Annotated in this window: 24 protein-coding genes; 17 read left to right on the plus strand and 7 right to left on the minus strand. The window is 65.3% G+C overall.

Features of this window, described 5'->3' with window-relative positions; genetic code table 11:
• Window positions 1-303 precede the first annotated feature (303 nt).
• The 5 genes from QGN30_RS18255 (at window position 304) to QGN30_RS18275 (ending at window position 4,014) form a co-directional block, all read left to right on the plus strand.
• Window positions 304-963: a hypothetical protein gene (locus QGN30_RS18255; protein ID WP_009956485.1), complete on the plus strand. Its 660-nt coding sequence runs from the start codon at window positions 304-306 to the stop codon at window positions 961-963.
• 34 nt (window positions 964-997) lie between these two features.
• Window positions 998-1,402, plus strand: coding sequence for a hypothetical protein (locus tag QGN30_RS18260; RefSeq protein ID WP_009956486.1), 405 nt, complete (start codon window positions 998-1,000; stop codon window positions 1,400-1,402).
• Window position 1,403: 1 nt separating this feature from the next.
• Complete coding sequence (locus QGN30_RS18265; protein ID WP_009956488.1) at window positions 1,404-2,009, plus strand: SDR family oxidoreductase; 606 nt, start codon at window positions 1,404-1,406, stop codon at window positions 2,007-2,009.
• A complete protein-coding gene (locus tag QGN30_RS18270) occupies window positions 2,006-2,764 on the plus strand; it encodes an SDR family NAD(P)-dependent oxidoreductase (RefSeq protein WP_014379751.1) in 759 nt (252 codons plus the stop codon). Before QGN30_RS18265 ends, QGN30_RS18270 begins: the two co-directional genes overlap by 4 nt.
• 65 nt (window positions 2,765-2,829) lie before the next feature.
• Complete coding sequence (locus QGN30_RS18275; protein WP_225346073.1) at window positions 2,830-4,014, plus strand: amidohydrolase family protein; 1,185 nt, start codon at window positions 2,830-2,832, stop codon at window positions 4,012-4,014.
• Window positions 4,015-4,033: 19 nt separating this feature from the next.
• On the opposite strand, the gene QGN30_RS18280 is transcribed toward QGN30_RS18275, so the two are convergent.
• From QGN30_RS18280 to QGN30_RS18295, 4 genes are read right to left on the minus strand one after another with little or no spacing between them, the layout of a single operon-like run.
• Window positions 4,034-5,596 (minus strand): class I adenylate-forming enzyme family protein, encoded by a 1,563-nt coding sequence (locus QGN30_RS18280; protein ID WP_225346072.1) that lies wholly within the window; start codon window positions 5,594-5,596, stop codon window positions 4,034-4,036.
• On the minus strand, window positions 5,593-6,795 hold the full coding sequence (locus tag QGN30_RS18285) for an acyl-CoA dehydrogenase family protein (RefSeq protein WP_225346071.1): 1,203 nt from the start codon (window positions 6,793-6,795) through the stop codon (window positions 5,593-5,595). The genes QGN30_RS18280 and QGN30_RS18285 overlap by 4 nt, the downstream gene beginning before the upstream one ends.
• Window positions 6,792-7,751 carry an acyl-CoA dehydrogenase family protein gene (locus QGN30_RS18290; protein ID WP_008255411.1) on the minus strand — a complete coding sequence of 320 codons (960 nt, stop codon included), beginning with the start codon at window positions 7,749-7,751 and terminating at the stop codon, window positions 6,792-6,794. The genes QGN30_RS18285 and QGN30_RS18290 overlap by 4 nt, the downstream gene beginning before the upstream one ends.
• A 7-nt stretch (window positions 7,752-7,758) precedes the next feature.
• On the minus strand, window positions 7,759-8,955 hold the full coding sequence (locus tag QGN30_RS18295; RefSeq protein WP_008255409.1) for an amidohydrolase family protein: 1,197 nt from the start codon (window positions 8,953-8,955) through the stop codon (window positions 7,759-7,761).
• A 268-nt stretch (window positions 8,956-9,223) separates the two neighbouring features.
• Here QGN30_RS18295 and QGN30_RS18300 point away from each other — a divergent pair, with 268 nt between their 5' ends.
• Window positions 9,224-10,324 (plus strand): acyl-CoA dehydrogenase family protein, encoded by a 1,101-nt coding sequence (locus QGN30_RS18300; RefSeq protein WP_008255407.1) that lies wholly within the window; start codon window positions 9,224-9,226, stop codon window positions 10,322-10,324.
• Window positions 10,325-10,334: 10 nt separating this feature from the next.
• Window positions 10,335-11,237, plus strand: a complete 903-nt coding sequence (locus QGN30_RS18305; RefSeq protein ID WP_008255406.1) for a TIGR03619 family F420-dependent LLM class oxidoreductase — start codon at window positions 10,335-10,337, stop codon at window positions 11,235-11,237.
• 3 nt (window positions 11,238-11,240) lie between these two features.
• Here the strand turns inward: QGN30_RS18305 and QGN30_RS18310 are convergent, their stop codons facing one another.
• A complete protein-coding gene (locus QGN30_RS18310) occupies window positions 11,241-11,687 on the minus strand; it encodes a nuclear transport factor 2 family protein (RefSeq protein ID WP_008255405.1) in 447 nt (148 codons plus the stop codon).
• A gap of 74 nt (window positions 11,688-11,761) precedes the next feature.
• Between QGN30_RS18310 and QGN30_RS18315 the strand changes: the two genes are divergently transcribed.
• From QGN30_RS18315 to QGN30_RS18325, 3 genes are all read left to right on the plus strand, one after another.
• A complete protein-coding gene (locus tag QGN30_RS18315) occupies window positions 11,762-12,373 on the plus strand; it encodes an isochorismatase family protein (RefSeq protein ID WP_009956502.1) in 612 nt (203 codons plus the stop codon).
• Window positions 12,374-12,463: 90 nt separating this feature from the next.
• Window positions 12,464-13,657: an amidohydrolase family protein gene (locus tag QGN30_RS18320; protein ID WP_095763045.1), complete on the plus strand. Its 1,194-nt coding sequence runs from the start codon at window positions 12,464-12,466 to the stop codon at window positions 13,655-13,657.
• Window positions 13,654-14,130, plus strand: a complete 477-nt coding sequence (locus QGN30_RS18325) for a MaoC family dehydratase (protein WP_008255402.1) — start codon at window positions 13,654-13,656, stop codon at window positions 14,128-14,130. Before QGN30_RS18320 ends, QGN30_RS18325 begins: the two co-directional genes overlap by 4 nt.
• Window positions 14,131-14,152: 22 nt before the next feature.
• Here QGN30_RS18325 and QGN30_RS18330 read toward each other — a convergent pair whose 3' ends face one another.
• Together QGN30_RS18330 and QGN30_RS18335 are read right to left on the minus strand one after the other, a co-directional pair.
• Entirely contained in the window at window positions 14,153-16,552 is a 2,400-nt protein-coding gene (locus tag QGN30_RS18330) for a CaiB/BaiF CoA transferase family protein (protein WP_036458600.1), read from the minus strand.
• Window positions 16,549-18,009 (minus strand): aldehyde dehydrogenase family protein, encoded by a 1,461-nt coding sequence (locus tag QGN30_RS18335; RefSeq protein ID WP_036458598.1) that lies wholly within the window; start codon window positions 18,007-18,009, stop codon window positions 16,549-16,551. Before QGN30_RS18335 ends, QGN30_RS18330 begins: the two co-directional genes overlap by 4 nt.
• A gap of 257 nt (window positions 18,010-18,266) precedes the next feature.
• On the opposite strand from QGN30_RS18335, the gene QGN30_RS18340 reads away from it, so the two are divergent.
• From QGN30_RS18340 to QGN30_RS18370, 7 genes are read left to right on the plus strand one after another with little or no spacing between them, the layout of a single operon-like run.
• A complete protein-coding gene (locus QGN30_RS18340; RefSeq protein WP_008255399.1) occupies window positions 18,267-19,439 on the plus strand; it encodes a cytochrome P450 in 1,173 nt (390 codons plus the stop codon).
• A complete protein-coding gene (locus QGN30_RS18345) occupies window positions 19,439-20,638 on the plus strand; it encodes an acyl-CoA dehydrogenase family protein (protein ID WP_008255398.1) in 1,200 nt (399 codons plus the stop codon). Before QGN30_RS18340 ends, QGN30_RS18345 begins: the two co-directional genes overlap by 1 nt.
• On the plus strand, window positions 20,635-21,186 hold the full coding sequence (locus QGN30_RS18350; RefSeq protein ID WP_009976136.1) for an FAS1-like dehydratase domain-containing protein: 552 nt from the start codon (window positions 20,635-20,637) through the stop codon (window positions 21,184-21,186). Before QGN30_RS18345 ends, QGN30_RS18350 begins: the two co-directional genes overlap by 4 nt.
• Window positions 21,186-21,599, plus strand: a complete 414-nt coding sequence (locus QGN30_RS18355) for a Zn-ribbon domain-containing OB-fold protein (protein WP_038535754.1) — start codon at window positions 21,186-21,188, stop codon at window positions 21,597-21,599. Before QGN30_RS18350 ends, QGN30_RS18355 begins: the two co-directional genes overlap by 1 nt.
• A 20-nt stretch (window positions 21,600-21,619) precedes the next feature.
• Entirely contained in the window at window positions 21,620-22,729 is a 1,110-nt protein-coding gene (locus tag QGN30_RS18360) for an acyl-CoA dehydrogenase family protein (RefSeq protein WP_038535752.1), read from the plus strand.
• Entirely contained in the window at window positions 22,726-23,178 is a 453-nt protein-coding gene (locus tag QGN30_RS18365) for a MaoC family dehydratase (RefSeq protein ID WP_038535750.1), read from the plus strand. Before QGN30_RS18360 ends, QGN30_RS18365 begins: the two co-directional genes overlap by 4 nt.
• Complete coding sequence (locus tag QGN30_RS18370) at window positions 23,175-24,353, plus strand: lipid-transfer protein (RefSeq protein ID WP_038535748.1); 1,179 nt, start codon at window positions 23,175-23,177, stop codon at window positions 24,351-24,353. The genes QGN30_RS18365 and QGN30_RS18370 overlap by 4 nt, the downstream gene beginning before the upstream one ends.
• Window positions 24,354-24,371 lie beyond the last annotated feature (18 nt).

A 24,371-nucleotide genomic window follows, 5' to 3' on the forward strand; every position in this document is an offset into this window, starting at 1 on the left:
GTTTGGTGGCAAGTCGTCACCCCGCTAGGAGGGTCTCATGTGGCAGGAACTGGTCCGACTGGCTGTGACCTGGGCAGTGATGTGTGGCCTTGTCGCATTCTTCTACTGGATGCTGGCCAACATCGGCACCTTCTGATAGACGCAGGAGACACAGTGGACGAGCAGGATCGACGACGCAAACGTGGATTGATCGCGTTCCAGGTCTTCATCTACGGAGTGCTGATCGCGATGTTCGCGATCCAGCTCCAGATGTATCTCACGAGGGATTGGTGATCAATGACGAGTCCAACCCGATCGCCCGCCATGGACGAGCACGAGGCACAAACGCGTGAGATGCAACGGCGCGCGGATCGATGGTGCATCGCCGGCACCGCGCTCATGGGCACCCTCGTCCTCGGCATCGTCGGCCTGCCCATATTTTGCCGAGGGATCTATCTGTTGAGAAAGGCGCAGCGCGACGGGCTGTCGGTTCGGCCAATGATGGTCACGCTCATCGGATACGTCATCATCCTCGACGCCGCGCTCAACAGCATCGGCTGGGCGCTCGATTTATTCGCCAACCACGCCCTGATCACCCGCACGGTCTTCACCGCATGGGGCAACCTCATCGACGCCGGCTACTTCTGGCACTACAACGAACTCTGGATCGGCGGAGCCGCTGCGCCAGGCGAGAAGGCCTGGGTCATGGTCTGCGTGCTGATCGCCTTTCCCATGCGCATCGCCGCCGCCATCGGGCTGCTCCAAATGAGACGCTGGGGCCACCAGTGGACGATCGTGACGTGCTGGTTCGGAGTGATCGTGTGGACCGGCTACATCCTCAACATGACGATGTACGCCGACGTCCGCTATACGGCAGTCGGGCTACCGGTTCTCGGGTGGTGGGCATTCAACATCTTCTACGTGACGCCGTTCCTCGCGATCCCGTACCTGCACACCGTCAACCGAGAGATCTTTTCCGACTAGCACCGAAGGAGGGACCGCCGTGTCTAATTCCAGTGTGGGGACCGAGGATTCGGTCGAGCCGTTGCCGGTCGGAACCACCCCGACGTGGGCGCGAATGCACAAATGGCTCAAACGCGGGCTGTACGTCTGCCTGTTCGGGCTGGTCATCGAGGGCTCGTTGACCGTACCTGTGATGGCGGTCTGGTACGGCTGGCCGACGCTATCGCTGACCGAGATCTGCAGTGAGCTCATGAAGGTGCGCTTCTCCGACGACAGTCTCCAGTGCCAACAGCCCTATCCACTCGGTGGGCCCCCGTTCGGGGGAGCACCCGAAGCGGCCGGCCAGCACACCGCCCGCGACGACTGGGGCATCCAACCCAAACCCCGGTACGTACGTATCGGGTTCAGGGAGTTGGTGAAAATTCACGATGACCGCCTAGCGCGCCAGCCGAGTCGATGACGTGGCGTCGTCCACAGTCGTCTTGGGCGCGGCCGACGGTCTGGCGCGCGAGCTGGCAGACGGACTCGACGGCATCGTCGCGGTACCCGGACGTGGGCTGGCATCGGGCATCACCGGAGCGGTCGTAGTCGTCGGTACCGATCCGGCCCCGCGGCCGTCCGACGCGGCCGGCCTCAGTGGCGAGGAATGGGATCATATCGTCGACGGGATGATGTGGCCCGCCCTCGCTGCGCTCCAGCGGGCACGGTCCGCGTTAGCACCGCACGGGGGACGAATCGTCGTTGTCGTGCCGACAATCGGCATGGCGGGCGCGGCCCGACTGGTGGCGTACACCACCGCAGTGGAAGGCATCCGCGCGATGGCGAAATCCGCTGCGCGGCAATGGAAGCGCGAAGACGTGTCCGTCAACCTGGTCGCGGCCCCTCTGCGACTGTTCACGCCCGAGATGGACTCTTTTACCGCGCACCTCACCGCGGCTGTGGTCCACGACGATTCGACGCTTCTCCACACCGTCGTCGAGGCGGTGAAATTCCTCTTGCGGCCGGATATCGATCACCTCGTCGGCGAGACGATCGTCGCCGACGGAGGGGCGGTGATGCTGCCATGAGCCTGCACGGTCTCACCGCGCTGGTGACTGGTTCGGGCGCCGGGGTTGGCCGCGGCATCGCCATGGCTCTCGCCTCGGCCGGGGCGCACGTCGTCGTCGCCACCCGGTCCGAGACCGGGTTGGCCGTCGCCGAGGAAATCACCGCGCGGGGCCACGATGCGACGTGGGCACGATGCGATGTGACCGACCCTGACGCAGTGGCGGGCGCGATACAGCTGTCCCTGGCGACCACCGGGCGGCTCGATGCCGTGGTGCACAACGCCACGAGCAACGCCTCGAGCCAGCCGCACCAACTGGCTGATGTCGATCGTTCCGTTTGGGGCGACCACTACTCGGTGTCACTTCGTGGAGCGCACTTCTGCGCCGTTTCAGCATTTCCCGCGTTGAAGAAGCGGGGCGGCACCTTCCTCGTCATGACCTCGCCCGCCGGCATCGAAGGCAGCGCGACCCTGCCGCTCTACGCCACAATGAAGGGCGCGTTGCGCGGTTTCGCCAAGAGCCTCGCGCGGGAATGGGCCCCTCACGGCATCACGGTGAATGTTGTTTCACCGCTGGCATATTCACCCGCGATGACCTTGGCGATAAGCGCCGAGCCGGCGATGGAGGAAAGGCTGGCACGCCGAATCCCGCTGGGACGCATCGGAGACCCCGAAATCGATATCGGCTCAGCCGTGGCATACCTTATCGGTCCCGCCGCTCGCTACGTCACCGGGCAAACCCTCGGTGTCGATGGCGGCCATTTCATGAACCTCTGAGCCCGTTCCCTGCAGATACCAACGTTCGCTATGATTGAGAATCAATATTCTCACGCCTGCTGGAGGTGCTGGTGAGCGACGACAAAGCGTTTGAGGTCTGGGACGCCGACAACCACATGTACGAGACGATCGACGCCTACACGCGGTATCTGCCGGAGAAATACGCCGAGGCGCTGAAGTTCATCGACGTCAATGGCCGCAAGAAGCTGCAGATCTTGGGCACGGTCACGGAGTGCATCCCCAACCCGACATACGAGGTGATCCCCACACCCGGCGCCTGGTCCGATTACTTCCGGGGCATAAACCCAGAGGGCAAGACGTTGCGGGAGCTCGCCGAACCGATCCGCTGCCCCGATGAGTTCAGGCGGCCCGACCTACGCCTAGCGCTGATGGACCGGCAGGGCGTCTACGGCGCCGTGATGTTCCCGACGACAGCGGGCATGCTCGAAGAACGGACCAAATCCGACACCGAGCTCACCCACGCGGTCACGCATGCGTTCAATCGGTGGTTACTCGACGACTGGACATTCAACTACCAGGACCGGATCTTCCCCGTTCCTGCGATCTCGCTGAACGATCCCGCGCTGGGCGTGCAGGAACTCGAATGGTGCCTGAACAATGGCGCCCGGACGGTATTGATCCGGCCGGCACCCGTTCCGCGCGAGGACGGCACGTCGCGGTCACCGGCGCTGCCGGAGTTCGACGATTTCTGGCGACTGGTCGAGAATTCGGGTATCTCGGTGCAGATGCACAACTCGGACTCCGGCTATGAGCGCTACGTCGACGACTGGGAGGAAGCTACGGAGTTCAACGGATTCGCGCTGAGCAAGCTGCGGGGTTTCATCTACGAGGAGAGCCGAAACATCTTCGACACGCTCGCGGCGTTCATCGCGCACGGGGTGTTCGAGCGCTTCCCGGGCCTGCGCATCGGCGTGGTCGAGAACGGCGGCTCGTGGGCGCAGCGCCTGATGGACGTGTTCGACCGCGTATACCGCAAGAGGCCATACGACTTCAGCGAGCATCCCTGCGATGTCTTCCGCAGACACGTGTGGATCAATCCGTTCCACGAGGAGGACATGTCGCACCTCGTCGACATCCTGGGTGCGGATCGAGTGATGTTCGGCTCGGACTACCCGCACCCCGAGGGGCTGGCCGAGCCAGCGGATTTCGTCAAGGAGCTCGAGTGTCTTCCGGAGGACACCAGGGCACGAGTGATGGGCGGCAACCTCAAGGAGCTCATCGGCGTCTAGCAGGGCCCGATGAAGTGCTTCAGCCGAACCGCGCCCGCAGCTCGGTCTTGAGGACCTTGCCGGTGCTATTCCGGGGCAGCGCATCCACGATTTCGAGTCGTTCGGGCGTTTTGTGCTTGCTCAGTCCCCGCGCTTGACAGTGTTCGAAGACCGACGAAAGCGTCACCGCCACACCCGGGCGCGCGACGACGACGGCGCAAACACGCTCGCCGGTCCGCTCATCCGGCACCCCGATGATCGCCACGTCGGCCACCGCCGGGTGGCTGGCCAGGACACCCTCGACCTCCAAGGCCGAGATGTTCTCCGCATTGCGGATGATCGCATCCTTGATCCGGCCGGTGACGACGACGTTGCCGTCGTCGTCGATGCGGCCCAGATCTCCTGTGCGAAACCATCCTTCGGCGTCGAACGCGTGGGCATCCAGAGTTGCGTCGACGTAGCCGAGGAAGCACTGCGGCCCCTTGAGCCGCAACTCCCCCTCCGTGCCACGCGACACCTGCTGTCCAGCTTCGTCGACGACCCGTACCGCAACGCCGGGCACCGGTTTGCCGACGGTGTGATCCAGCAGCTCCGCCGGACCGTTCGGCGCCTGAGAGGTGGCGACCGGAAATTCGGTCAAGCCCCACGCATTGGCCACGCCGTCGACCGAAAGCGTTTGTCGCACTTGGTGACCGAGCTCGGCGGTGATTGGCGCACCCCCTCCGACGCAGCCCCGCAGATCGGGGTAGAGCGGTTCGTCGCCATGCTTCGCCTGCGCCGCCATGAAGGCGACGAAGAAAGGCGTCGCGCTGCCCAGCAGAGTCGGGCGGTGCGCCGCGATGGCGACAGGGGTCTCGACAGGGTCGAAGGCGTCGAACAGCACCAGCTTCATCCCGGTGAGCAGGGCCGCGGAGAGCATCGCGGCGCCTCCGATGTGCGAAACCGGAAACGCGATCGGGTTGACGTCGCGACTGGACGCCCCGACGATCCCGATGACCCCTGCCGAACCGGCGATGACCGACCGGTCGCAGTGCCGCGCCCCTTTCGGTGCCGCCGTCGTGCCCGACGAATAGTAGATCCACCGCGGTTCCTCGCCGCCGCTCGGCGGTGGAGGCAGCTCTTTTGGTTCCCCCACCGGCAGCCGAAGCCCGCCGGTGACTGGTGCGTCGTGGTCGACGACCACGACGGACATGGGCCGCTCACCGGCACGTTCACGGGCGAGCTGATACGCGAGCGCGGTGTGGTCGAAGTCGCGCCACACTCCCGGGACGATGATGACTTCGGTCCCGAGTTGTGCTGTCACAAACCGCAGTTCGCTTTCCCGCCATATCGGCAGCACCGGGTTCTGCACCGCACCGAGGCGCGCCAGCGCCGTCATGACGACCATCGTCTCCAGCGTGGTCGGCAGTTGCCAGGACACCACCGTGCCCGCACCGATCCCCCGCTGCGCCAGCGCCGCCGCACAAGTCAGTGCGGAGTCCCGCAGCTGCGCGCACGACAGGCTGCGCCCATAGTCGTCCGCGAGGACAACCCAGTCGGGGTGCGCCCGCGCGGCGGTCTCCACCAGGGACCAGTAGGTCTGCGCCGCAGGACGTGAGGTCATCGGCTCGGCAGGTGCAGTCGGCGCTTGGCAAGAATGTTCCGCATCATCTCCGAGCTGCCACCGGATATCGTGTAGGCGCGCGACCACAGCCAGCATTCGCGCAACCGTTGTTTGGCCTGCCCCAGTTCATGGATTTCGCCGCCGACGACCGCCGTCGACGCCGCCAATTCCGCGCCGTAAGCCGCGACGCGGTGGTATGTCTCCGCAAAACTCAACTTCGCGATCGAGCCGTCACCCGGTCGTTCGTCGCCCGATGTCAGCCGCTCCACGTGATCGTCGATGAACGCCTTGGCCACTTCGACCTCCACGGCCAACTCGGCGACCTTCTGGCGTATGTCGGCGGACTCCAGCGCGGGTGCGCCGTCGACCTGCGCGTGGCGGGCCACGACGACCAGATCATCGATCAACAGTTCCAGCAGAACGACGTTTCCACCGATGCCGAATCGTTCAAAGTCCAGGCCCGCCATGATGATTGACCAGCCGTCGCCCGCTGCGCCGATCAGGCTCTCGGCACCGACGCGGACTCCGGTGAGGAAGACCTCATTGACCTCGATCGCATCACCGATCGTGCGGATCGGACGAACCTCGACGCCGTCTGCCGAGAGCGGCACGGCGAAGACCGACAGGCCGTGGTGGCGCGACGACGCCGGGTCGGTGCGCATCAGAGCGAGGCCCATGTCGGCCCAGTGGCCGTCGGTGATCCAGGTCTTCTGCCCGTCGAGGCGCCAGCTGCCGTCGTCTTGCCGCGTACCGCGGCTGCGCACTCCGGCGATGTCGCTGCCGGCGTCGGGCTCGCTGAGCAACTGGCACCAGACATGTTCGCTGCGCCGAATCGATGGCAGCAGCATTCGTTTCTGCTCGTCGGACCCGAAGTGCAGAAGGACATGGGCGGCCAGGTTCACCTGGTCCACCGGGCGCGGCGCGCGGGCGCGCAGGATCTCCTCGCTCACGATGCGGTCGTGCAGCGGGTGGTAGTCGTCGCGACCGCCGTATTCGACCGGCCAGTCCGCACCGGCAAACCCCGCCTCGAACAAGCCGGCGAACCACGTGCGCAACAGGGCTTCCTGCTCGGCGGTCTCGGGCGCTCGGTGGCCTTCGCGCGCCTCGATCGCCGGTGCGTGTTCGGCGATGTGTGCCCTGACGCGATGCCTGAACTCGGTCAGCTGCGCCTCGGTGGGCCGGTTGACGAAAGCGCTCACCAGCCGGACACCTCCGCCAGCAGCGCGCGACTCGACCGCGCCGTGCCGATCAGGTGAGAGTTGGTGAAGACGCGACGCAGTTCGTAGTGCAGCGGGTACTCCCAAGTGAATCCGATGCCGCCAGACAGTTGCATGCATTCGTCCACGGCGGCCGATGCTTTCGCCGCCACGAACGCGTGCGCGGCCGCCGCCAGGGCGGTCGCCCTTTCGTCGCCGGAGGCTATGGCGCGCGCCGCTTTCATGATGACGGCCCGGGCTTTGACCTCGAAGACCAGCAGCTCGACGAGCCGGTGCTGAATCGCTTGGAAGCTCGCGATCGGCGCCCCGAACGCCACGCGCTCCCGCAGGTATGCCGTCAGACGTTCAAGGGTCATCGAGGCGGCGCCCAAGGAGTCGGCGGAAACGAGCAGCCGAGCCACGGCCATCAGCTCTGTGGCCCTGCCGGGCGGCCCGATCAGGGTGCTGGGCGCGTCGGTGAGGTCGATACGCCAGACCGTTCTGGTGACGTCGAGCAAGTCGCCGTCCAGCACCGTCCGCGCGGGATCCGGGTCACGAATCAGGTGAATTCCGTTGCGTCCCAGAAGCACAATGATGTCGACTTCATTGCCGCGAATGATCCGTGCGGAGGCGTCCGCGGCGGCGAAGCCCGCTACCGTCGTGCCGGCGAGCAGACCGGGGAGCAACTGTTCCCTCACATCGGCGGGCGCCGAGGCAAGCGCGCCGGCCGACATTGTGGTACCGAACCATGCCGACCTGTCGTTCGCTCGTCCGAGTTCTTCGGCTATGACGCACGTTTCGACGGGACGCCAGCCTGCGCCACCCGCCTCCTCACCGACGAGCAGCGCGGTCCAGTCCATCGCGGCAAGGTCCTTGACGGATTCCTTTTCGCCGCGCTCGGCCAAAAACTCCCGCGCAGACCCGCGCAGCAGGTCGAGGTCGACGTCGTCGTCTGCCATCGGGCGGTTAGCTCCGGGAGAGCAACTGGTCGGCGTTGTCACGCATGATCCGCCGCTTGGTGGCGTCGTCGAGCGGGTCGAGCAGCTTGGCAAATTCGGCCGGCACGGCCAGGCCTTCGGCGTGCGGGTAATCCGAGCCCATCACCAAGCAGTCGTCGTATCCCAAGCCCGCGACGATTCCTGGGATGTCGTCCTCGGGGTACGGCACGACACGGACATGACGGCGGAAGATCGCCGAAGGCCGCTCCGTCAGCTTCCCACCAATCCAAGGCCCGTTGCGGCCCATCCCTCTGCTCTTGTCCATGTGTTTGACGAAGAACGGCACCCATTCCGCCCCGTGCTCGGCGACGAGGACGTTCAGGCCCGGGAAGCGACCGAAGAGGTTGTCGAAGATGAGAGCGGACAACGTCTCCTCGATCGGGCGCTGGCCGTAGACATTCATCCACTGCCACGCCGACATGTGCCAAGAAGCCGGGTCGGAGTTTTGTCCCCAGGCGGGCGAGATCGCATTGAAGTACCAGAACGGCATGATGTGGAACACCAGGATGCAGCCGGCCTCCTGCAAGCGTGCATAAATCGGGTCGAAGTACGGGTCGCCAGGCGATCGACCGTAAGCCGGCCCGGTCGGCAACAGCACGAACTTTGCGCCCTGCGCGATGATGGCCTCCGTCTCGGCGATCGCAGAATCCAAGTCGCGCAACGACATCAGCGCCGTGGCGAAAATTTTGTCTTCGTAGTTGAAACCCCACTCTTCGTCGAACCATCGGTTGAACGAGCGCAGGTTGGCGTACAGTGCCGCTGTGTCGTCGACGTAGTGTTCGGCGGCCAGGGCCATACCGCTGGGATAGATGACCATACGCTCGATGTTCTGCTCCGCCATGACGGCAAGGCGTGCACCGCGCTCGATGAATTCCGGTTGCATGGGTTGCGGCTCGTAGGACTCCTCGGGGTTGCCCGATCCCATCTGCTTGAGCATCTCCTTGAGCGAGCCCGGCCGATAAGCGACATCGAGGCCCAGTCCCCCTTCGCTGTTGAACGTGGCGACCCGATGTCCCGCAAGGATCACCTCGACGCCGTCCGCTCCGCGCACGGTGGTGATCGCCCGGTCCCGAAACTCCTCCGGCAGATAACGGGTGAACGCGTCCCGCGTCTCGTAGCAGTGGGTGTCGCAGTCAAAGATGCCGTAGTCGAGTTTCGTCGTCACCGCTTCGCTCCTTAAGCGCGAGAATGATTATTCTCTATTTTCACAAAACATACTATCCTGATCCGACAATGGCCATCTCGCGCGGGATGGCCAGGCGCCCGAGTGAGGGACGCCGGCGTCAGCCGCGATCGCGCAAAGGAAGACATGACTCCATCAAAACCGCTGTACGACAACATGATCGGGTGGGCACCGCTGAGCGTTCGGTCTGCCGCGTTGCGTATCACAGATCCCGCAGCAGCCCGGGTGAGGCCGAACCGGGAGGCCCGGCGTGCCGTCAAGTGAGGTCGACGAACTTCGCAGCGTCGTCCGCGACTACTTGAGCGCGACATCGCCCAGCGAGACCGTTCGCAAGCTGATGGCGACGGACATCGGGTACGACGAGGCGTCGTGGCGCCAGATGGCGGGCGAGTTGGGACTGCAGGGCATAGTCGTGCCGGAACGATGGGGCGGGGCCGGTGCCGGTGTGGTCGAACTTGCGGTGGTGTTCGAGGAAATGGGACGCGCGCTGGTGTGCTCCCCCTTCTTCGCCACCGTGGCGCTGGCGACCCAGGCCATTCTCGCCAGCGAGGACGACGCGGCGGTGGAGCGGTTCGTTCCTGGGTTCGTCGACGGTTCCACCACCGCGACGCTGATCCTCAACGGCCAACTCGGCGCGTGGGACCCGGATGCCGTGACGTTGCGGGCCGACCGCCGGGGCGCCGGTTATCGGATCCGTGGTGAGGCGCCGCTCGTTATCGACGGTCACACCGCGGACGTCGTCTTGGCGCCGGCCATCACCGACGCGGGCGTGTCGTTGTTCGCGGTACGTGCCGGGCCAGAGGGGCTTTGTCGCACGCCGTTGGCCGGACTCGACCGCACCCGCAAGGTGGCGCGGGTGCAGTTCGACGGCGCACCGGCGGAGCTGATCGGAACAGACGGTGGTGCCGCGAACTTCCTTGCCCGCACATCGGACCTCGCGCTCGTCGCGCTGACGGCCGAACAGGTCGGCGCGGCGCAACGGTGCCTCGATATGGCCGTCGACTACGCCAAGAATCGAATTCAGTTCGGTCGGCCGATCGGTAGTTTCCAAGCGGTGAAGCACCGGTGCGCGGACATGTTGGTTCAGGTGGAGGGCGCGCGATCGGCCCAATCGCATGCGGCCGCAGTGGCCGGCACCGATGATCTCCCGACCGCCGCGTCGGTCGCGAAGATGGTGTGTTCGGAAGCCTTCCTGCAGGTTGCGCTCGACAACATGCGCATCCACGGCGGAATCGGCTTCACCTGGGAACACGACGCCCATTTGTACGTCCGGCGCGCCAAGGCCAGTCAGCTGATCTTCGGCGACCCGGACTACCACGCGCAGCGCCTGGCCACGCTCGTCTCTGAATGAAAGGATCCTCGTGACCGTCTCCTTTTCCCTCGAACTGCCGACTCATCGTGTCGAAACGGTCGATGAGTTCGTAACCGCTGAAGCGATCGCCGAAATCGCGCGAGTGGCCGAGGAGAGCGGGTTCGCAGCCGTCCACGTCACCGATCACCCCGCACCCGATGCGAAGTGGCTCGACCACGGCGGCCACCACGCCCTTGATCCGTTCGTCGCGTTGGCTTTCGCGGCCGCCGCAACGACCGACGTCAAGCTGTTGACCAATGTCTACATCGCCGCTTACCGCAATCCGTTTCTCGGCGCCAAATCGATCCAGAGCCTCGCGGCGTTGTCCAACGGGCGCCTCATCCTCGGAACTGCCGCCGGATATCTCAAACCCGAATTCAAGGCGCTCGGAATCGATTTCGACAACCGCGGCGCTCTGCTCGATGAGGCGCTGGACGTGCTGGACAAGGTGCTCACCGGTGAGGACATCGCCTACCAGGGGACGTCATTCGCCGCCCGCGGTGTTCGGCTGCGCCCGCTGCCGACGACTCCCCCACCGGTATGGGTCGGCGGCAACAGCAAGCCGGCCGTGCGCCGGGCGGTATCGCGCGCTCAGGGGTGGGCGCCGTTCAACACGTTCGGCTACGCCGCCGCATCGCGCACCGCGGAGATCTCGACCATCGAGGATTTGGAGGTCGCGATCGGCTGGGCCAAGCAGTACGCGGCCCAAATCGGCCGCACCGCACCGCTGGACATCTGCTTCTCCGCGGGAAACCTCTTGGAGGACAGCAGATCGGCCGACGAACGTCACGCCATCATCGCGCGGCTCGCTGCCGCCGGGGTCACCTGGTTGACCATCGCCCCGTCCGGCTCCGACCGGAGCGAACTCATCGAACGTTCGCGCGCTTTCGCCAAGGAGTTCATCACGGCATGACCCTTAGGCCATCAGGCTGTCGGCCGCGAACGCGTCCACACTGATCCGGCGATGGGCGAACAGCCACCGACCATTCAGGGGCACAAGAACGTCGCGGTAGCGGCCCCAGTGGTCGAGTCCGATGTCGGTGTGGACCGCGAAGTAACTGCTGACCTCGACCCTGGTGTTTGCCACCGACCCGAACCGAATGCTGGAGACATGGTGGCGGACGTGGGTCGGAGCGCGCCGTGCCGGCTGGCCCGGTGTCGAAGGCCGGGTCACCGCGGCGCCGAGGCCGGCCTCGATTTGCGCGGGCCCCGTCAAGCGCTCGGCACCGCCGGTGAATTCCAGCACTCCCTCGTCGCAGAAACACGCCGCCAGCGCACGAAGATCGAATCGATCGGTGGCGGCGGTGTAGTCGGCCAACGTCTGCCGTACCGACTCCCGCACTTCAAGCTCCCAAGCCTCCATCGGTCCTCCTCGTGGAAATTGAGTTCCAGCACACGATAACGTCTATTCTCATGCCACAACCCAGCCTTCAAGCCATGCTCGATCCCGCAACCACCGCGCTGGTGACCCAGGAGTGCCAGGGCGGGGTGATCGGGCCGCAGGCCGGCCTTCCATTGCTCGCCGAAGAGGCCCGGCGCGAAGCCATTCCCAACATCGCCAGGCTGCTCGGCGCCGCCAGGGCGGCCGGTGTCGCGGTCGTGCACTGCCTGATCGAGAAACGCCCGGACAACCGAGGATCGAACAGCAATGCCCGGCTGTTCATGGCCGGAAAATCGTTCGCCGCCGACCTGACTCCCGGCAGCCCCGGCGCGTCGGTCCTGCCCGAACTCGGTCCGGTACCCAGCGACCTCGTGCTGACCCGCACCCACGGCGTCGGACCGATGACGGGTACCGATCTTGACTCGGTGCTGCGGAACATGAACATCAAGACCATTGTGGGAGTGGGCGTTTCGGTCAACATCGCCATCCAGAACTTCGCGATGGACGCGGTGAACCGCAGCTATCAGTTCGTGTTGCCGCGTGACGCGGTGAGCGGGTATCCACGGGAGTATGCCGAGTCCATCATCGATAACACGCTGTCCCTGCTCGCCACGGTGACCACCACCGATGCCGTGATTGACGCGTGGAAAGGGATCCCGGCGTCCTGACCCCGTCTGGATGTTGAAAAGCCAAAGTGATAACGTCGTTCTCACTTAGCGTAAACGATCATATTCGCTGCTCGGAGGAGGGATAGCCTCATGTCACCCCGGTCTCTGCCGTACCCGGTTTTCGACATCGACAACCACATGTACGAGACGACGGACGCGCTCACCAAGTACCTGCCGAAGGAGCACCGCGGAAAGGTCGGCTACGTCGAGGTCAACGGCCGACCCAAACTCGTCGTCAAGGACCACATCAGCCACATGATCCCCAACCCGACGTTCGAGCGAGTCGCCAGGCCGGGCAGCGCGGAGGACTATTTCCTGGGCAACAATCCCGAAGGCCTCAACTTCCGCGAATTCATCGGCGAGGCAATGGATGTCATCCCGGCGTACCAGTCACCCGCGCCGCGACTGGAACTGATGGACGAACTCGGCATCGATCAGTGCGTCATGTATCCGACGCTCGCCAGTCTCATCGAGGAACGCACGACCGACGACGTCATCCTCACGCACGCGATCATTCATGCGCTCAACGAGTGGATGCACGAGCACTGGACGTTCAACTACCACGACCGGATCTTCGCCACCCCCGTGATCTGCCTGCCCCTGGTGGACGAAGCCATCAAGGAATTCCACTGGGGCCTCGAGCGCGGCATGAAGACATTCCTGGTGCGGCCCGCACCCGTGCCCAGCCGGTTCGGCGGTTCGCGCTCCATGGGCCTCCCCGAGTTCGACCCGTTCTGGGAAGAGGTCGTCAACGCCGGCATGCCGGTCACCATGCACGCCTCGGACAGCGGCTACCAAAAACACCTCATGGAGTGGGAAGGCGGCGACGAGTATCTGTCCTTCAAGCCGAGCGCGTTACGCGAAGTCGTGATGGGCCACCGCGCCATCGAGGACACCCTGGCCGCGATGATCTGCCACGGCGCGTTGTCGCGCTTCCCCGATCTGAAGATCTTCTGCGTCGAGAACGGCAGCGGGTGGGTCCGCAATCTGCTCGAGCAGCTCAACACTGCGTACAAGATCATGCCCAAGGAGTTCGACGAGCACCCGGTCGAGGTGTTCAAGCGAAACATCTACATCCATCCGTTCCTCGAGGACGACCTCAAGGGGATTATCGACATCATGGGCGAGGATCACGTGATGTTCGGCTCCGATTTCCCGCACCCCGAGGGCATCGGTGATCCGCTGAGCTTTGTCGACCGGCTCGACGGTGTCTCCGAGGCCGCCACGGCGAAGATCATGGGAGGCAACGCTATCGAGCAGTTGGGGCTCAAGGTTCCGGCATGACCCGGGCGCGCACATCCCCGAAGGTTTACGACGGAATCGCCGACTTCGAGGCTCACGTCGGCGAGCACCTTGGTTTCAGCGACTGGCGCCAGGTCACGCAGAAGGAAATCGACTTGTTCGCCGAGGCGACCGGTGACCATCAATGGATCCATGTCGACCCTGAGAAGGCGGCCGCCGGTCCCTACGGCAAGACCATCGCCCACGGCTATCTGACCTTGTCGCTGGTACCCATTCTCGTGCAACAGATCTACCGGGTAACCGGCTTGGCGATGCAAGTCAATTACGGAAGCGACAAGCTGCGCTTCCCCGCCCCGGTACCGGTCGATTCCCGCATCAGGGCTGGCGCCGAACTGCTCAAGGTTGAGCGCAACGACAAAGGCGGCCGGGCCACGGTTCGCGTCACCGTCGAAGTGGAGGGCAGCGATCGCCCGGCGTGCGTCGTCGACACGATCGCCGCGATGATCGACGCCTGACCGAACGGGCCGAGCTCATCGACTACGCGTTCAGAACGCGTTCCCCGATCACTCGTTGCTCCCGCAACGCGGCAATCTCCTGAGCGGAAAGTCCAAGCGCTCCAAGCACCTCGGCGTTGTGCTGCCCGAGTGTCGGCGCGGCGGCCCTGTGCTGGTGTGCGGGTCCCGGCGAGATGCGAAAAGGCCAGCCGGGAAACCTCTGTCGGCCGGTGATCGAATGGTCCAGGTCCTGATAGAAGCCGCGCGCGTCGAGTTGCTCGACGTCATACATCCGATCGGCCGTCAACAGTCGCTCGGCGGGCACACCATGCCGGCCAAACGTCGCCATGACCTCCTCCGCGGTCCGCTCGCACGTCCAATTCGCCAGTACCTCGTCGAATTCGTCGTGGTGTTCCCGGCGCGCTGCAGCGGACGCAAATCGAGGGTCGTCGCGCAGGTCGGGACGGTCAATGGCCTCCAGCACCGCTCGCCAGTCACCGTCATCACGCACCGAGACTGCGACCCACTCGTCGACATTGCCGGTCGAATAGACGCCCTGCGCGTATTCGCGGTGGCGGTTTCCCTCACGCGGGCGCACCGATCCCGTCAACGAGTATTCGATGACGGGTTCGGCTGTCACCGCCGCGCCGACCTCGATTTGCGCCGCCTCGATCAGCTGGCCCTCGCCGGTGGACCGCCTGAGCTCGAGGGCGGCCAGCAGCGCGACGCAGGCGTGTACGCCGGCGATCGGGTCGGCGGGCCCCTGCAGATTGCACGGCGGGCCGTCGGCATAACCGGTCGCGGCCGACATCCCTGACACCTGTTCGATGTTCAGCGCCCAGCCCACGTAGTCGCGCCACGGCCCCTGGAGCCCGAACCCAGGCATCCGCACCATGATCACGCCGGGATTGACCCGCGCGATGGAGTCGTAATCCAGTCCGAATTGTTCGACGACGCGCGGCGAGAAGTTCTCCACCACCACGTCGGCCTCCGCAGCCAGTCGCAGCGCCAACTCTCGACCGGTGGCAGAGGTGAGATCCAGCGTGATGTCGCGCTTGTTGAGATTGGTTCCCTGCCACAGCGGCCCGCGCTCGTACCAGTCGTCGCCCTCGCGCAGCAGCGAGCCCGAGTAGCGGTGTCCGTCGGGCCGCTGAATGGATTCGACCTTGATCACGTCCGCCCCGAACGCACCGAGGTAGCACGTCAGATACGCGCCCGCCCAGAAAGTGCTCAAGTCGAAGACCTTCAACCCGGCGAACGGCAAAGAGACGTCGGCGACGTCACCCGTCGGGCGCGGTGCGTCGCGCTTGCTCCACTTGGCCTGCGCGCCGTTTGTTCGGAGGGCGGGAGCGGGCAATGGCGGCGGTACCGGGGTCTTCGAGAGCCGGAACGGCGCGCCTGGCCTGGTGAATCGCCATCCGTCGGTGGCCGCGTCGACGAAAAACCCTCGCTCCGCATACTGCGGGCAGCCCAGGATCGTGTCGCCGTCGGTGATCGGCGCCGCGGGTATGCGCATGGCCTGGCTCAATTCGACCAGATCGGCGACGGACATCGATTCCAGGAACGGCTGGGCCTTGGCGAAGAACTCGTCGCGCTCGGGCCCCCCGAGCATGATCGCGAGCTGGTGGTCGCCGAACTCGGGCAACCCGACCATCGCGCACACGTCCAGCCAGTGCTGACCGGTCAGGCAGTTGATCCCGATCCAGCCGTCGGAGGCACGCACAATACCCAGCATCGGCGCGGCTTTGGAATTCATCGGCAAGCCAAGGCTTTTCAGGCGCGCGGCCATCAGCATGGGATAGGGCAGCGTCGCCAACAGCGACTCGAACATCGACACGTCCACCTCGACCGGCCGGTGCGTTTCGGCCGTAGCGACGCGTAGGGCCGTCAGCGCGCCGAGGGCCGCGTATCCGCCCGCGATGTATTCCGGGATGCGGGCGCCGGCCTGTAGCGGCGCCCGGCCGGGCTCGCGCACGTTGATCCAACCCGCCGCCGCCTGCAGGGTCAGCGGAGTCGTCACCCGGTCACGCAGTGGCCCCTCCTGGCCGAAGCTGGAGATCCGGACCACGACGAGATCCGGGTTGACCCGGGCCAGGGTTTGCGCGTCCAGACCCCACGCCCGGCGCTCAGGTGCGCCCCCCGGTAAGTCTTCGACCAGGACATCCGCCTGCGAGATCATCTCGCGCAGGACCTCAAGGCCACGTTCCTGCGCGAAATCAACCGTGGCGCCGCACTTTCCGGCGTTCAGGTACTCGAACAGCCCGCTTCGCTCCGGATGAGGGCCCTCTGGGGGAAAGGGACCCCAACGGCGCAGTGGGTCACCTGACGGGGGCTCGACCTTGCGCACGTCGGCGCCCAGGTCCACCAGCAGCTTCGCGCAATAGGGGCCCGCGATCTCGGAGGCCAACTCGACGACGCGCAGGCCCGCCAGGGGTCGGTTCACGCGGGTATCCCGATGGCCTTGGGCTCCATGTAGGCCCGCAGTCCCATCACGCCGCCCTCCCGACCGATGCCGCTCTGCTTGAAGCCTCCGAACGGCGCGTCTCCGGGGATCGTGCCGTTGACCGATACCTGTCCGGTCCTCATCCGCCGGGCGATGGCCACCGCGCGGTCGATGTCGCTTCCCCACACCGCGCCGCCGAGGCCATAAGACGAATTGTTGGCGATGGTCACCGCGTCATCGTCGTCGCGATACCGCAAGACGGTCAGCACGGGACCGAACACCTCCTCCTGCGCGATATACGAATCGGCGGCTGCATCGGTGAGTATCGTTGGCTCGAAATAGAAACCGCTGTTCAGATCCTTCGGGCGGGCTCCCCCGGCCACGACGGTCGCACCGTCGGCTTCGGCGCGTTTGACGAAGCCCTCGACACGGTCGAGGTGCTCGCGGCTGATCAACGGACCCATGGTGACCGCCGGATCGACGGGATCGCCGATCACGACTTCGCGGGACAGTGCGGCGAGCCGGTCCACCACCTCGTCGTGGATCGCCTCGGGCAGCAGCAACCTGCTGTTGAGAATGCAGGCTTGACCGGCATGCATTGTGCATCCCTCGAACAACAGCCGTTCCAACAGGTCGTCGCTGACGTCGACGTCGGGCAGCAGGATGGTCGCCGACTTGCCCCCGCATTCCAGCAGAACGCGCTTCATGGTGGTCGCCGCTCCCGCCATCACGTCGCGGCCGACGACAGAGCTACCGGTGAAGCTCACCATGTCGACCCTGGGATCCAGGGTCAGGCTCCTGCTGGCCTCGACGCTGCTCGGCGTCACCACGTTGACGACGCCAGGGGGAATGTCCGTGTCCTCGTCGATGATTCGCGCCAACGCCAGCCCGGCCAGCGGTGTCAGCGGGGAAGGCTTGAGCACCAGCGTATTTCCCGCCGCCAGTGCCGCGCCCAACTTCATGACGTTGAGGGTGTGCGGGAAGTTCCACGGCGTCATGGCCGCCACCACACCGAGGGGTTCGTAGCGCAGCAGCGTGGTGCCCGCGGCCCCCCAGGCATCCATCGGTGCCTCGGCTGGCTCCGTCGCGAGCTCGGCGGCATGGCCGACCATGAACGCCGGTCCGTCGACGTGAATCAGCCGTTCGTTCGCGGAACAACCCCACTCGGCCAGCGCGAGTGCGTAGATCTCCTCGCTCCTGGCCATCAGCGCATCGCTGAGTTGTTGCAGGCAGCGGGCCCGTTCCGCGGGCTCTGCCGCGGGCCACGGGCCCGTGTCGAAGGCGGACCTGGCCGCTGCGACCGCCTGCCGGACCTGCGCCACGCTCGCATCGGGCGCCGTTTGGATCACCACCTCGGTGGCGGGATTGACGACGTCGTAGCGTCCGCAGTCCGGGTCGGTCCACTGGCCGTCAATGTAGTGACCGTAGGCCTCGAGGAGCGAACCCGACCCAGCCATCCTGCCTGCCTTCCTGACTGCACGATCGTGAAGCAGCGCGGGCGACGCCACCGAGATAACTTACATACTCAACCTGTGTGTACACGCCGACCGCGACGCCGTCAACGGCTAATTTGAGCCATTTTTAGCCTAATATGCGGCGATTGACAGATGATCCGGCTCTCCTGTAGACAGCATGGAAACGGACATTCTTGCGTTATCTGTCCGGCCAGCCCAGTGTCCAAGGAAGGCATGCGGTGCCCACTACTACTGTTCCCTTGCACTCTCCGGACTTCTACGCCGGCGATCCCTACCCGGTCTACCGGGAACTCCGCAACACGACGCCAGTGGTGTGGAACGACGTCACCAACTTCTGGGCGCTGTTGAAGTACGAGGACGTCCGCTACGTTTCGGGCCACCCACTGACCTTCTCGTCGACGAAGGGCATCACGATTCCGGATCCCAGCCAGCCTGAACCCGTTCAGGAAGGCAACCTCATTTTCACCGACCCTCCCCGCCACCGGCAGCTCCGCAAGCTCATCAACTCCGGCTTTTCCCGCCGGCAGGTGCAGTTGCTCGAGCCCAAGGTGCGCCAGATCGTGAAGGGCATCGTGGACAGTGTCGAGCCGTCGCGAGAGTACGAGTTCGCCGAGGAGATCGCCGCGCCCCTTCCCACCCGGATGATCGCCGAGATGCTCGGTGCCCCACCCGAAGACTGGGAGCAGTTCCGCGCGTGGTCGGACGCGGCGGTCGGCACCGCCGACCCGGACATCGAACTGGACTCGATCGTCGCCCTCGGTGAGCTGTACGAATACTTCACCAAGCTCATCGCCGCGCGGCGCTCCGGCGAGGTCAGCGGGCAGGACGACCTGCTGAGCATCCTGGCCGCAGCCGAGGTCGACGGCGAGCGGCTCACCGACGCGGATCTGCTCAACTTCTCCTTCCTGCTGTTGGTCGCCGGCAACGAAACCACGCGCAACCTGATCGCGTTGGGCACGTTGGCGCTGATCGACCACCCCGACCAGTTCGCGCTGCTGCGATCGGACCCGTCGCTGCTGCCCAGCGCGGTCGAGGAGATGCTGCGATTCACCAGCCCGGTCACCCACATGGCCCGCCGCGCGACCGAGGACGTCGAGATCCGCGGCCAGCAGATCAGGGCGGGCGACACAGTGGTCATGCTCTACGGCTCCGCCAACCGCGACGAAGAGATCTTTGGGCCCACCTGCGAAGAGTTCGACATCACCCGTAATCCCAACCCGCACATCGCGTTCGGGGCCGGGGAGCACGCGTGCCTTGGCGCCCAGCTCGCGCGCCTGGAAGCCAGGGTGATGTTTGAGGTGCTACTGGGCGCCTTTCCCACGATCGAGCTCACCGGTGACGTGACCCGGCTGCGCGCAACCATGGTGCCGGGCGTGAAACGCATGCCAATCCGACTGGGGGCGGGCAACTGATGGACTTCGACTACACGCCCGAACAGGAGCAGCTCCGAAAGGACTACCGGACGCGCCTGGAGGCGGTGATGACCCCGGAGCGCCGCGCCGCCGTCGCCAACCTCACCGAGGGGGGCGCCGCGATGACCGAGTGCCGGCGGGCGCTCGGCGATGCCGGGTTGCTCGGCGTCGCCTGGCCGGTCGAATATGGTGGCGGCGGGCTGACCGCGTTGGAGCAGTACATTTTCTCGGAGGAAGCGCGCAGGGTCAACGCACCGTTGCCGTTTGTCACCCTGAACACTGTGGGCCCCACGCTCATTCAGTACGGCACCGAGGAGCAGAAGGCCAAGTTCCTCCCGGCGATCCTCAAGGGCACCGTTGATTTCGCGATCGGTTACTCGGAGCCCGGCGCCGGGAGCGACCTCGCCTCGCTGCGGACCACCGCGGTCAGGGACGGCGACGAGTTCGTCATCAATGGTTCAAAGATGTTCACCAGCGGCGCGGAGTTCGCCGACTACATCTGGCTGGCGGCGCGCACCGACCCAACCGTCAAGAAACACAAGGGAATCACCCTGTTCATCGTGCCGACGGACTCGCCCGGGTTCTCCTGGAAGCCGCTACACACCATGCCGGGGGTGTCCACGTACTACACGTTCTACGATGACGTCCGGGTACCCGAGAGCGCCATCGTGCTCGGCGAAAACCAGGGTTGGACACTGGTGACGAACCAGCTCAACCTCGAACGCGCCGCCCTGGGCAACCTCGGTGCCCTGGAGCCGCTCTTCGCCAAGACGCTCAAGTGGGCGTCGACGACACCGCTCGACGACGGCATGGTCATCGATCAGCCCTGGGTGCAGCAGGCCCTGGCCCGGGTGGAAGCGCAGGTCGCCGCCTACCGGCTGCTGAACCTGCGCGTGAACGCGACGATGAGCTCGGGTGCCCTCGGTATGGGCGAGGCCTCGGCGGCAAAGGTTTTCGGCACCGAACTCACTCAACAGGTCGCCCGCGAGCTGCTCGAAGTCGTCGGGCAGGCGGGTGTCCGCAAGGACTCGGCGGCTCCGCTCAAGGGCGAGCTGGAGAGCGCCTACAGGCTGGCGGTCATCAACACATTCGGCGGCGGAGCCAACGAACTTCAACGCGACATCATCGCTATGGCCGGCCTCGGGATGCCGCGCGCACCCCGAGACGTGCGGGCCTCCGGAAAGGAGAAATCCACGTGACAGAGCTAGCCAAAGACGACCTGCGCGAGCGCCTCGACGCGTTGATCGGGACGCCCACCGACGGAGTCGGCAGACCCTCCCGCGCCCCCGATCCGGTGAACGCCGCGATGATCCGGCACTGGGCGTACGCGTTGGACGACATGAATCCCGCCTACCTTGATCCCGAGTTCGCGGAGAACTCCCGCTACGGTGGCCTGGTTTCCCCGCCGGTGATGCTGCAGAGCTGGACGATGCCGCCGCCCAAGCTCGCCGGCATCCATGAGCGCGGCGGCGTGCCGATCGAGATCAAGACGAACCCGCTGCAATTCCTCTCCGACGCCGGTTACACGGGCATCATCGCGACGAACTCTGAGTTTGAGATCGAACGCTATCCCCGCGTCGGTGACGAGATCACCGGTGAGACGGTGTTCGACTCGATCTCCGACGAGAAGACGACCGCGATGGGCAAAGGATTCTTCGTCACGTGGGTGACCACCTACCGCGATCAGAACGGCGAAGTCATCGGCCGCCAATGGTTCCGCACGCTGCGATTCAAGACGGGAAGCTGATGGCGACCAGACTTGCTCCGTCGATCAGCCCGGACACCGAATTCTTCTGGTCGGGCCTCAAGGACCACAAGCTGCTGATCCAGCGCTGCACCGACTGCAAGACGTTGCGGGTGCCGCCCCGCCCGATGTGCGGAAATTGCCAGTCGCTCAACTGGGATTCCATCGAATCAACCGGGCGCGGAACGGTTTACAGCTTCGTGATGCCGCAATACCCGCCGCTCCCCTTCCTTCAATACCCCTACGTCGTGGCACTGATCGAGCTCGACGAAGGTGTGCGCATCGTGTCGAACCTGTGCGATATCGAACCGGCGGCCATCGACGTCGGTATGCCCGTCGAGGTCTTCTACGAGAAGTTCGAAGCAATCCCGACCGGGGACGAGCTGGTGCTGCACCAGTTCCGGCCCACCCGCTGAACACGAGGCACCAGGCGAACATGGATTTTTCCTTCACCGAAGAACAAGAGACCGTCGGCAAGGTGGCCCGCCAGCTCTTCGAGCACCGCGCCACCACCGAGCACCTCACCGCGTTGGAATCGGGCGAGATTCGTTTCGACCCCGCACTGTGGCGTGAGCTGGCGGCGTCGGACTTGCTGGGCATCGCGCTACCCGAATCGGTTGGCGGCAGCGGTGGCAGCTTCCTCGACCTCGGCGTGCTGCTCGCGGAAGTGGGCTGGAGTGTTGCGCCGGTGCCGGTCTATGCGACCCTGGTGCTCGGCGCGGATACGATTGCGCGGCACGGTGACTCGACCACTCAGCGACGGTACCTACCGAAGGTGGTGGACGGAAGCACGATACTGACCGCCGCGCTCGCCGAACCGGGAAGCTCCGACCCGGCCGCCCCACGCACCACCGCACGGCCCGATGGCGACGCCTGGATCCTGGACGGCGTCAAGGAACTCGTGCCCGCCGCGCAGCTTGCCGACGCCATCGTGGTTTCGGCACGCGCGGACGACGGACCGGGCCTGTTCGTCGTCGAGACGGCCACCGAGGGCGTCGTCGTCACACCGGCCGAAACCACTAATGGTGAGCCCTACGCCGACGTCGAGTTCGCTGGGGCCGTCGCGCACCGACTCAACGAGGCCGGTGGCCGGGATGCCGTCGACTCGCTGTACACCAGGGCGCTCGTCGGGCTGTGCGCCATGCAGGTCGGGGTGACCGAGCGCGCGTTGAAGATCGCGGCGTCCTACACCGGCGAGCGCGAGCAGTTCGGCAGGCCGATCGGCTCATTTCAGGCCGTGCAGCAGCGGTTGGCCGATGCATTCATCGACGTCGAAGCGATTCGGTGGACCACCTGGCACGCGGCGTGGCTGATCGCGGAAGGCCGACCCGCCGCCCGCGAGGCCGCCATCGCCAAATTCTGGGCCGCCGAGGCGGGTGCACGGGTCGTCGCATCAGCCCAACAGGTCCACGGCGGCATGGGCATCGACGTCACCTACCCGCTTCACCGCTATTTCCTGTGGGCCAAGCAGATCGAGCTCTCGCTCGGCTCTGCCCCCCAACAACTCGCCCGGCTCGGCGCGACATACCCGGAAGGAAACGCATGACCTCCACCGTCGACCGCACCACCACGCGCGCATGGAATTCCATCAACGTGGGCGAGGAAGTCACCCCGATGGACGTCCCGGTGACCACCACACTGATCGTCGCCGGGGCCATCGCGTCCCGCGACTACATGCCCGTGCACCATGACCGCGACTTTGCGAATTCCCAGGGATCCAAAGACATTTTCTTGAACATCCTGACGACCAATGGGCTTTGCGTGAAGTTCCTTCATGACTGGGCGGGCCCCGAGGCGATGATCAAAAAGTTGTCCATTCGCCTCGGCGTCCCGGCCTACCCGAATGATCCGATGCGCTTCACCGGATCGGTCACGGACAAATCGTCGGCCGACGGCGAAGGATTCATCGAGGTCACGTTCAGGGGCGCCAACAGCCTCGGCGACCACGTCTCGGGAACCGCGGTGCTCAGCCTGCTCGAAGGCATGGATGCATGAACAGGGGCTCCTGCGGGATTGGCGGCAAGGCGGCGCTCGTCGGGATCGGGCAAACCGAGTTCTCCAAGGAATCGGGCCGCAGCGAGATGCAACTGGCCTGCGAGGCAGTCAAAGCCGCCATAGGCGACGCCGGTCTTCGTCCCGCCGACATCGACGGCATGGTCACCTTCAGCGTCGACGACAACGAGGAGATCGAGGTCGCCCGCAATGTCGGGATCCGGGACCTGACGTTCTTCACCAGGGTCCCCCACGGCGGTGGCGCCGCCGCGGGAACGGTGATGCAGGCCGCGATGGCGGTCGCGACGGGTGCGGCATCAGCGGTGGTGTGCTACCGCGCGTTCAACGAGCGCTCCGGGTTCCGCTTCGGTGGCGCCGGCCGCCAGCCGGGAGTGACGCCGCTGTGGATGGCTCCCTATGCGCCGTTCGGGTTCATGACGCCGGCCGCCTGGGTCGCGTTACACGCGCAGCGCTATATGACCACATACGGCGTCACCAACGCCGATTTCGGGAAGATCTCGGTTATCGACCGCAAGCACGCCGCGAACAACCCCGACGCCTGGTTCTACCAGAAGCCGATAACCCTTGAGCAGCACCAACAATCGCGGTGGATCATCGAGCCCGTGCTGAGGCTGCTCGACTGTTGTCAGGAAAGCGACGGGGGCGTCGCCATGGTGGTGACGAGCGTCGAGCGCGCCCGCGACCTGGCCAAGCCGCCCGCCGTCATCACGGCCGCCGCGCAAGGAGCCGCCTACGACGGCGAGGTGATGACCAGCTACTACCGCGAGGAGATCACCGGCCTGCCCGAAATGGGAGTCGTTGGCGACAAGCTGTGGCGGGATTCCGGTCTTAAACCGCAAGACATTTCGACGGCTTTCCTCTACGACCACTTCACGCCTTTCGTCTTCACTCAACTCGAGGAGCTCGGATTCTGCGGCCGCGGGGAAGCCAAGGACTTCGTCTCGGTCGAAGAACTGTCACTGGGCGGCCGGATGCCGATCAACACCAACGGCGGGTTGCTCGGCGAGGCTTACATTCACGGCATGAACGGCATCACCGAGGGCGTCCGACAGGTGCGCGGCACCTCCCACAATCAGGTGGACAACGTCGAACACGTGCTGGTCACGTCGGGTACAGGCGTTCCGACGAGCGGACTGATCCTCGCGCCCGATCGCTGAGCGGGGAAGCCGGGAATC

Origin of the sequence: Mycobacterium sp. 3-98, from assembly GCF_035918355.1 — a bacterium.
Taxonomy (GTDB): domain Bacteria; phylum Actinomycetota; class Actinomycetes; order Mycobacteriales; family Mycobacteriaceae; genus Mycobacterium; species Mycobacterium intracellulare.

Excerpts from the sequence above, each read along its gene's own strand:
- QGN30_RS18355 (WP_038535754.1), top strand. The coding sequence starts at position 21,186 with ATGGCGACCAGACTTGCTCCGTCGATCAGCCCGGACACCGAATTCTTC.
- QGN30_RS18290 (WP_008255411.1), bottom strand. The coding sequence starts at position 7,751 with ATGGCAGACGACGACGTCGACCTCGACCTGCTGCGCGGGTCTGCGCGG.
- QGN30_RS18345 (WP_008255398.1), top strand. The coding sequence starts at position 19,439 with ATGGACTTCGACTACACGCCCGAACAGGAGCAGCTCCGAAAGGACTAC.
- QGN30_RS18325 (WP_008255402.1), top strand. The coding sequence starts at position 13,654 with ATGACCCGGGCGCGCACATCCCCGAAGGTTTACGACGGAATCGCCGAC.
- QGN30_RS18320 (WP_095763045.1), top strand. The coding sequence starts at position 12,464 with ATGTCACCCCGGTCTCTGCCGTACCCGGTTTTCGACATCGACAACCAC.
- QGN30_RS18315 (WP_009956502.1), top strand. The coding sequence starts at position 11,762 with ATGCTCGATCCCGCAACCACCGCGCTGGTGACCCAGGAGTGCCAGGGC.
- QGN30_RS18335 (WP_036458598.1), bottom strand. The coding sequence starts at position 18,009 with ATGGCTGGGTCGGGTTCGCTCCTCGAGGCCTACGGTCACTACATTGAC.
- QGN30_RS18370 (WP_038535748.1), top strand. The coding sequence starts at position 23,175 with ATGAACAGGGGCTCCTGCGGGATTGGCGGCAAGGCGGCGCTCGTCGGG.
- QGN30_RS18310 (WP_008255405.1), bottom strand. The coding sequence starts at position 11,687 with ATGGAGGCTTGGGAGCTTGAAGTGCGGGAGTCGGTACGGCAGACGTTG.
- QGN30_RS18255 (WP_009956485.1), top strand. The coding sequence starts at position 304 with ATGGACGAGCACGAGGCACAAACGCGTGAGATGCAACGGCGCGCGGAT.
- QGN30_RS18270 (WP_014379751.1), top strand. The coding sequence starts at position 2,006 with ATGAGCCTGCACGGTCTCACCGCGCTGGTGACTGGTTCGGGCGCCGGG.
- QGN30_RS18365 (WP_038535750.1), top strand. The coding sequence starts at position 22,726 with ATGACCTCCACCGTCGACCGCACCACCACGCGCGCATGGAATTCCATC.
- QGN30_RS18360 (WP_038535752.1), top strand. The coding sequence starts at position 21,620 with ATGGATTTTTCCTTCACCGAAGAACAAGAGACCGTCGGCAAGGTGGCC.
- QGN30_RS18280 (WP_225346072.1), bottom strand. The coding sequence starts at position 5,596 with ATGACCTCACGTCCTGCGGCGCAGACCTACTGGTCCCTGGTGGAGACC.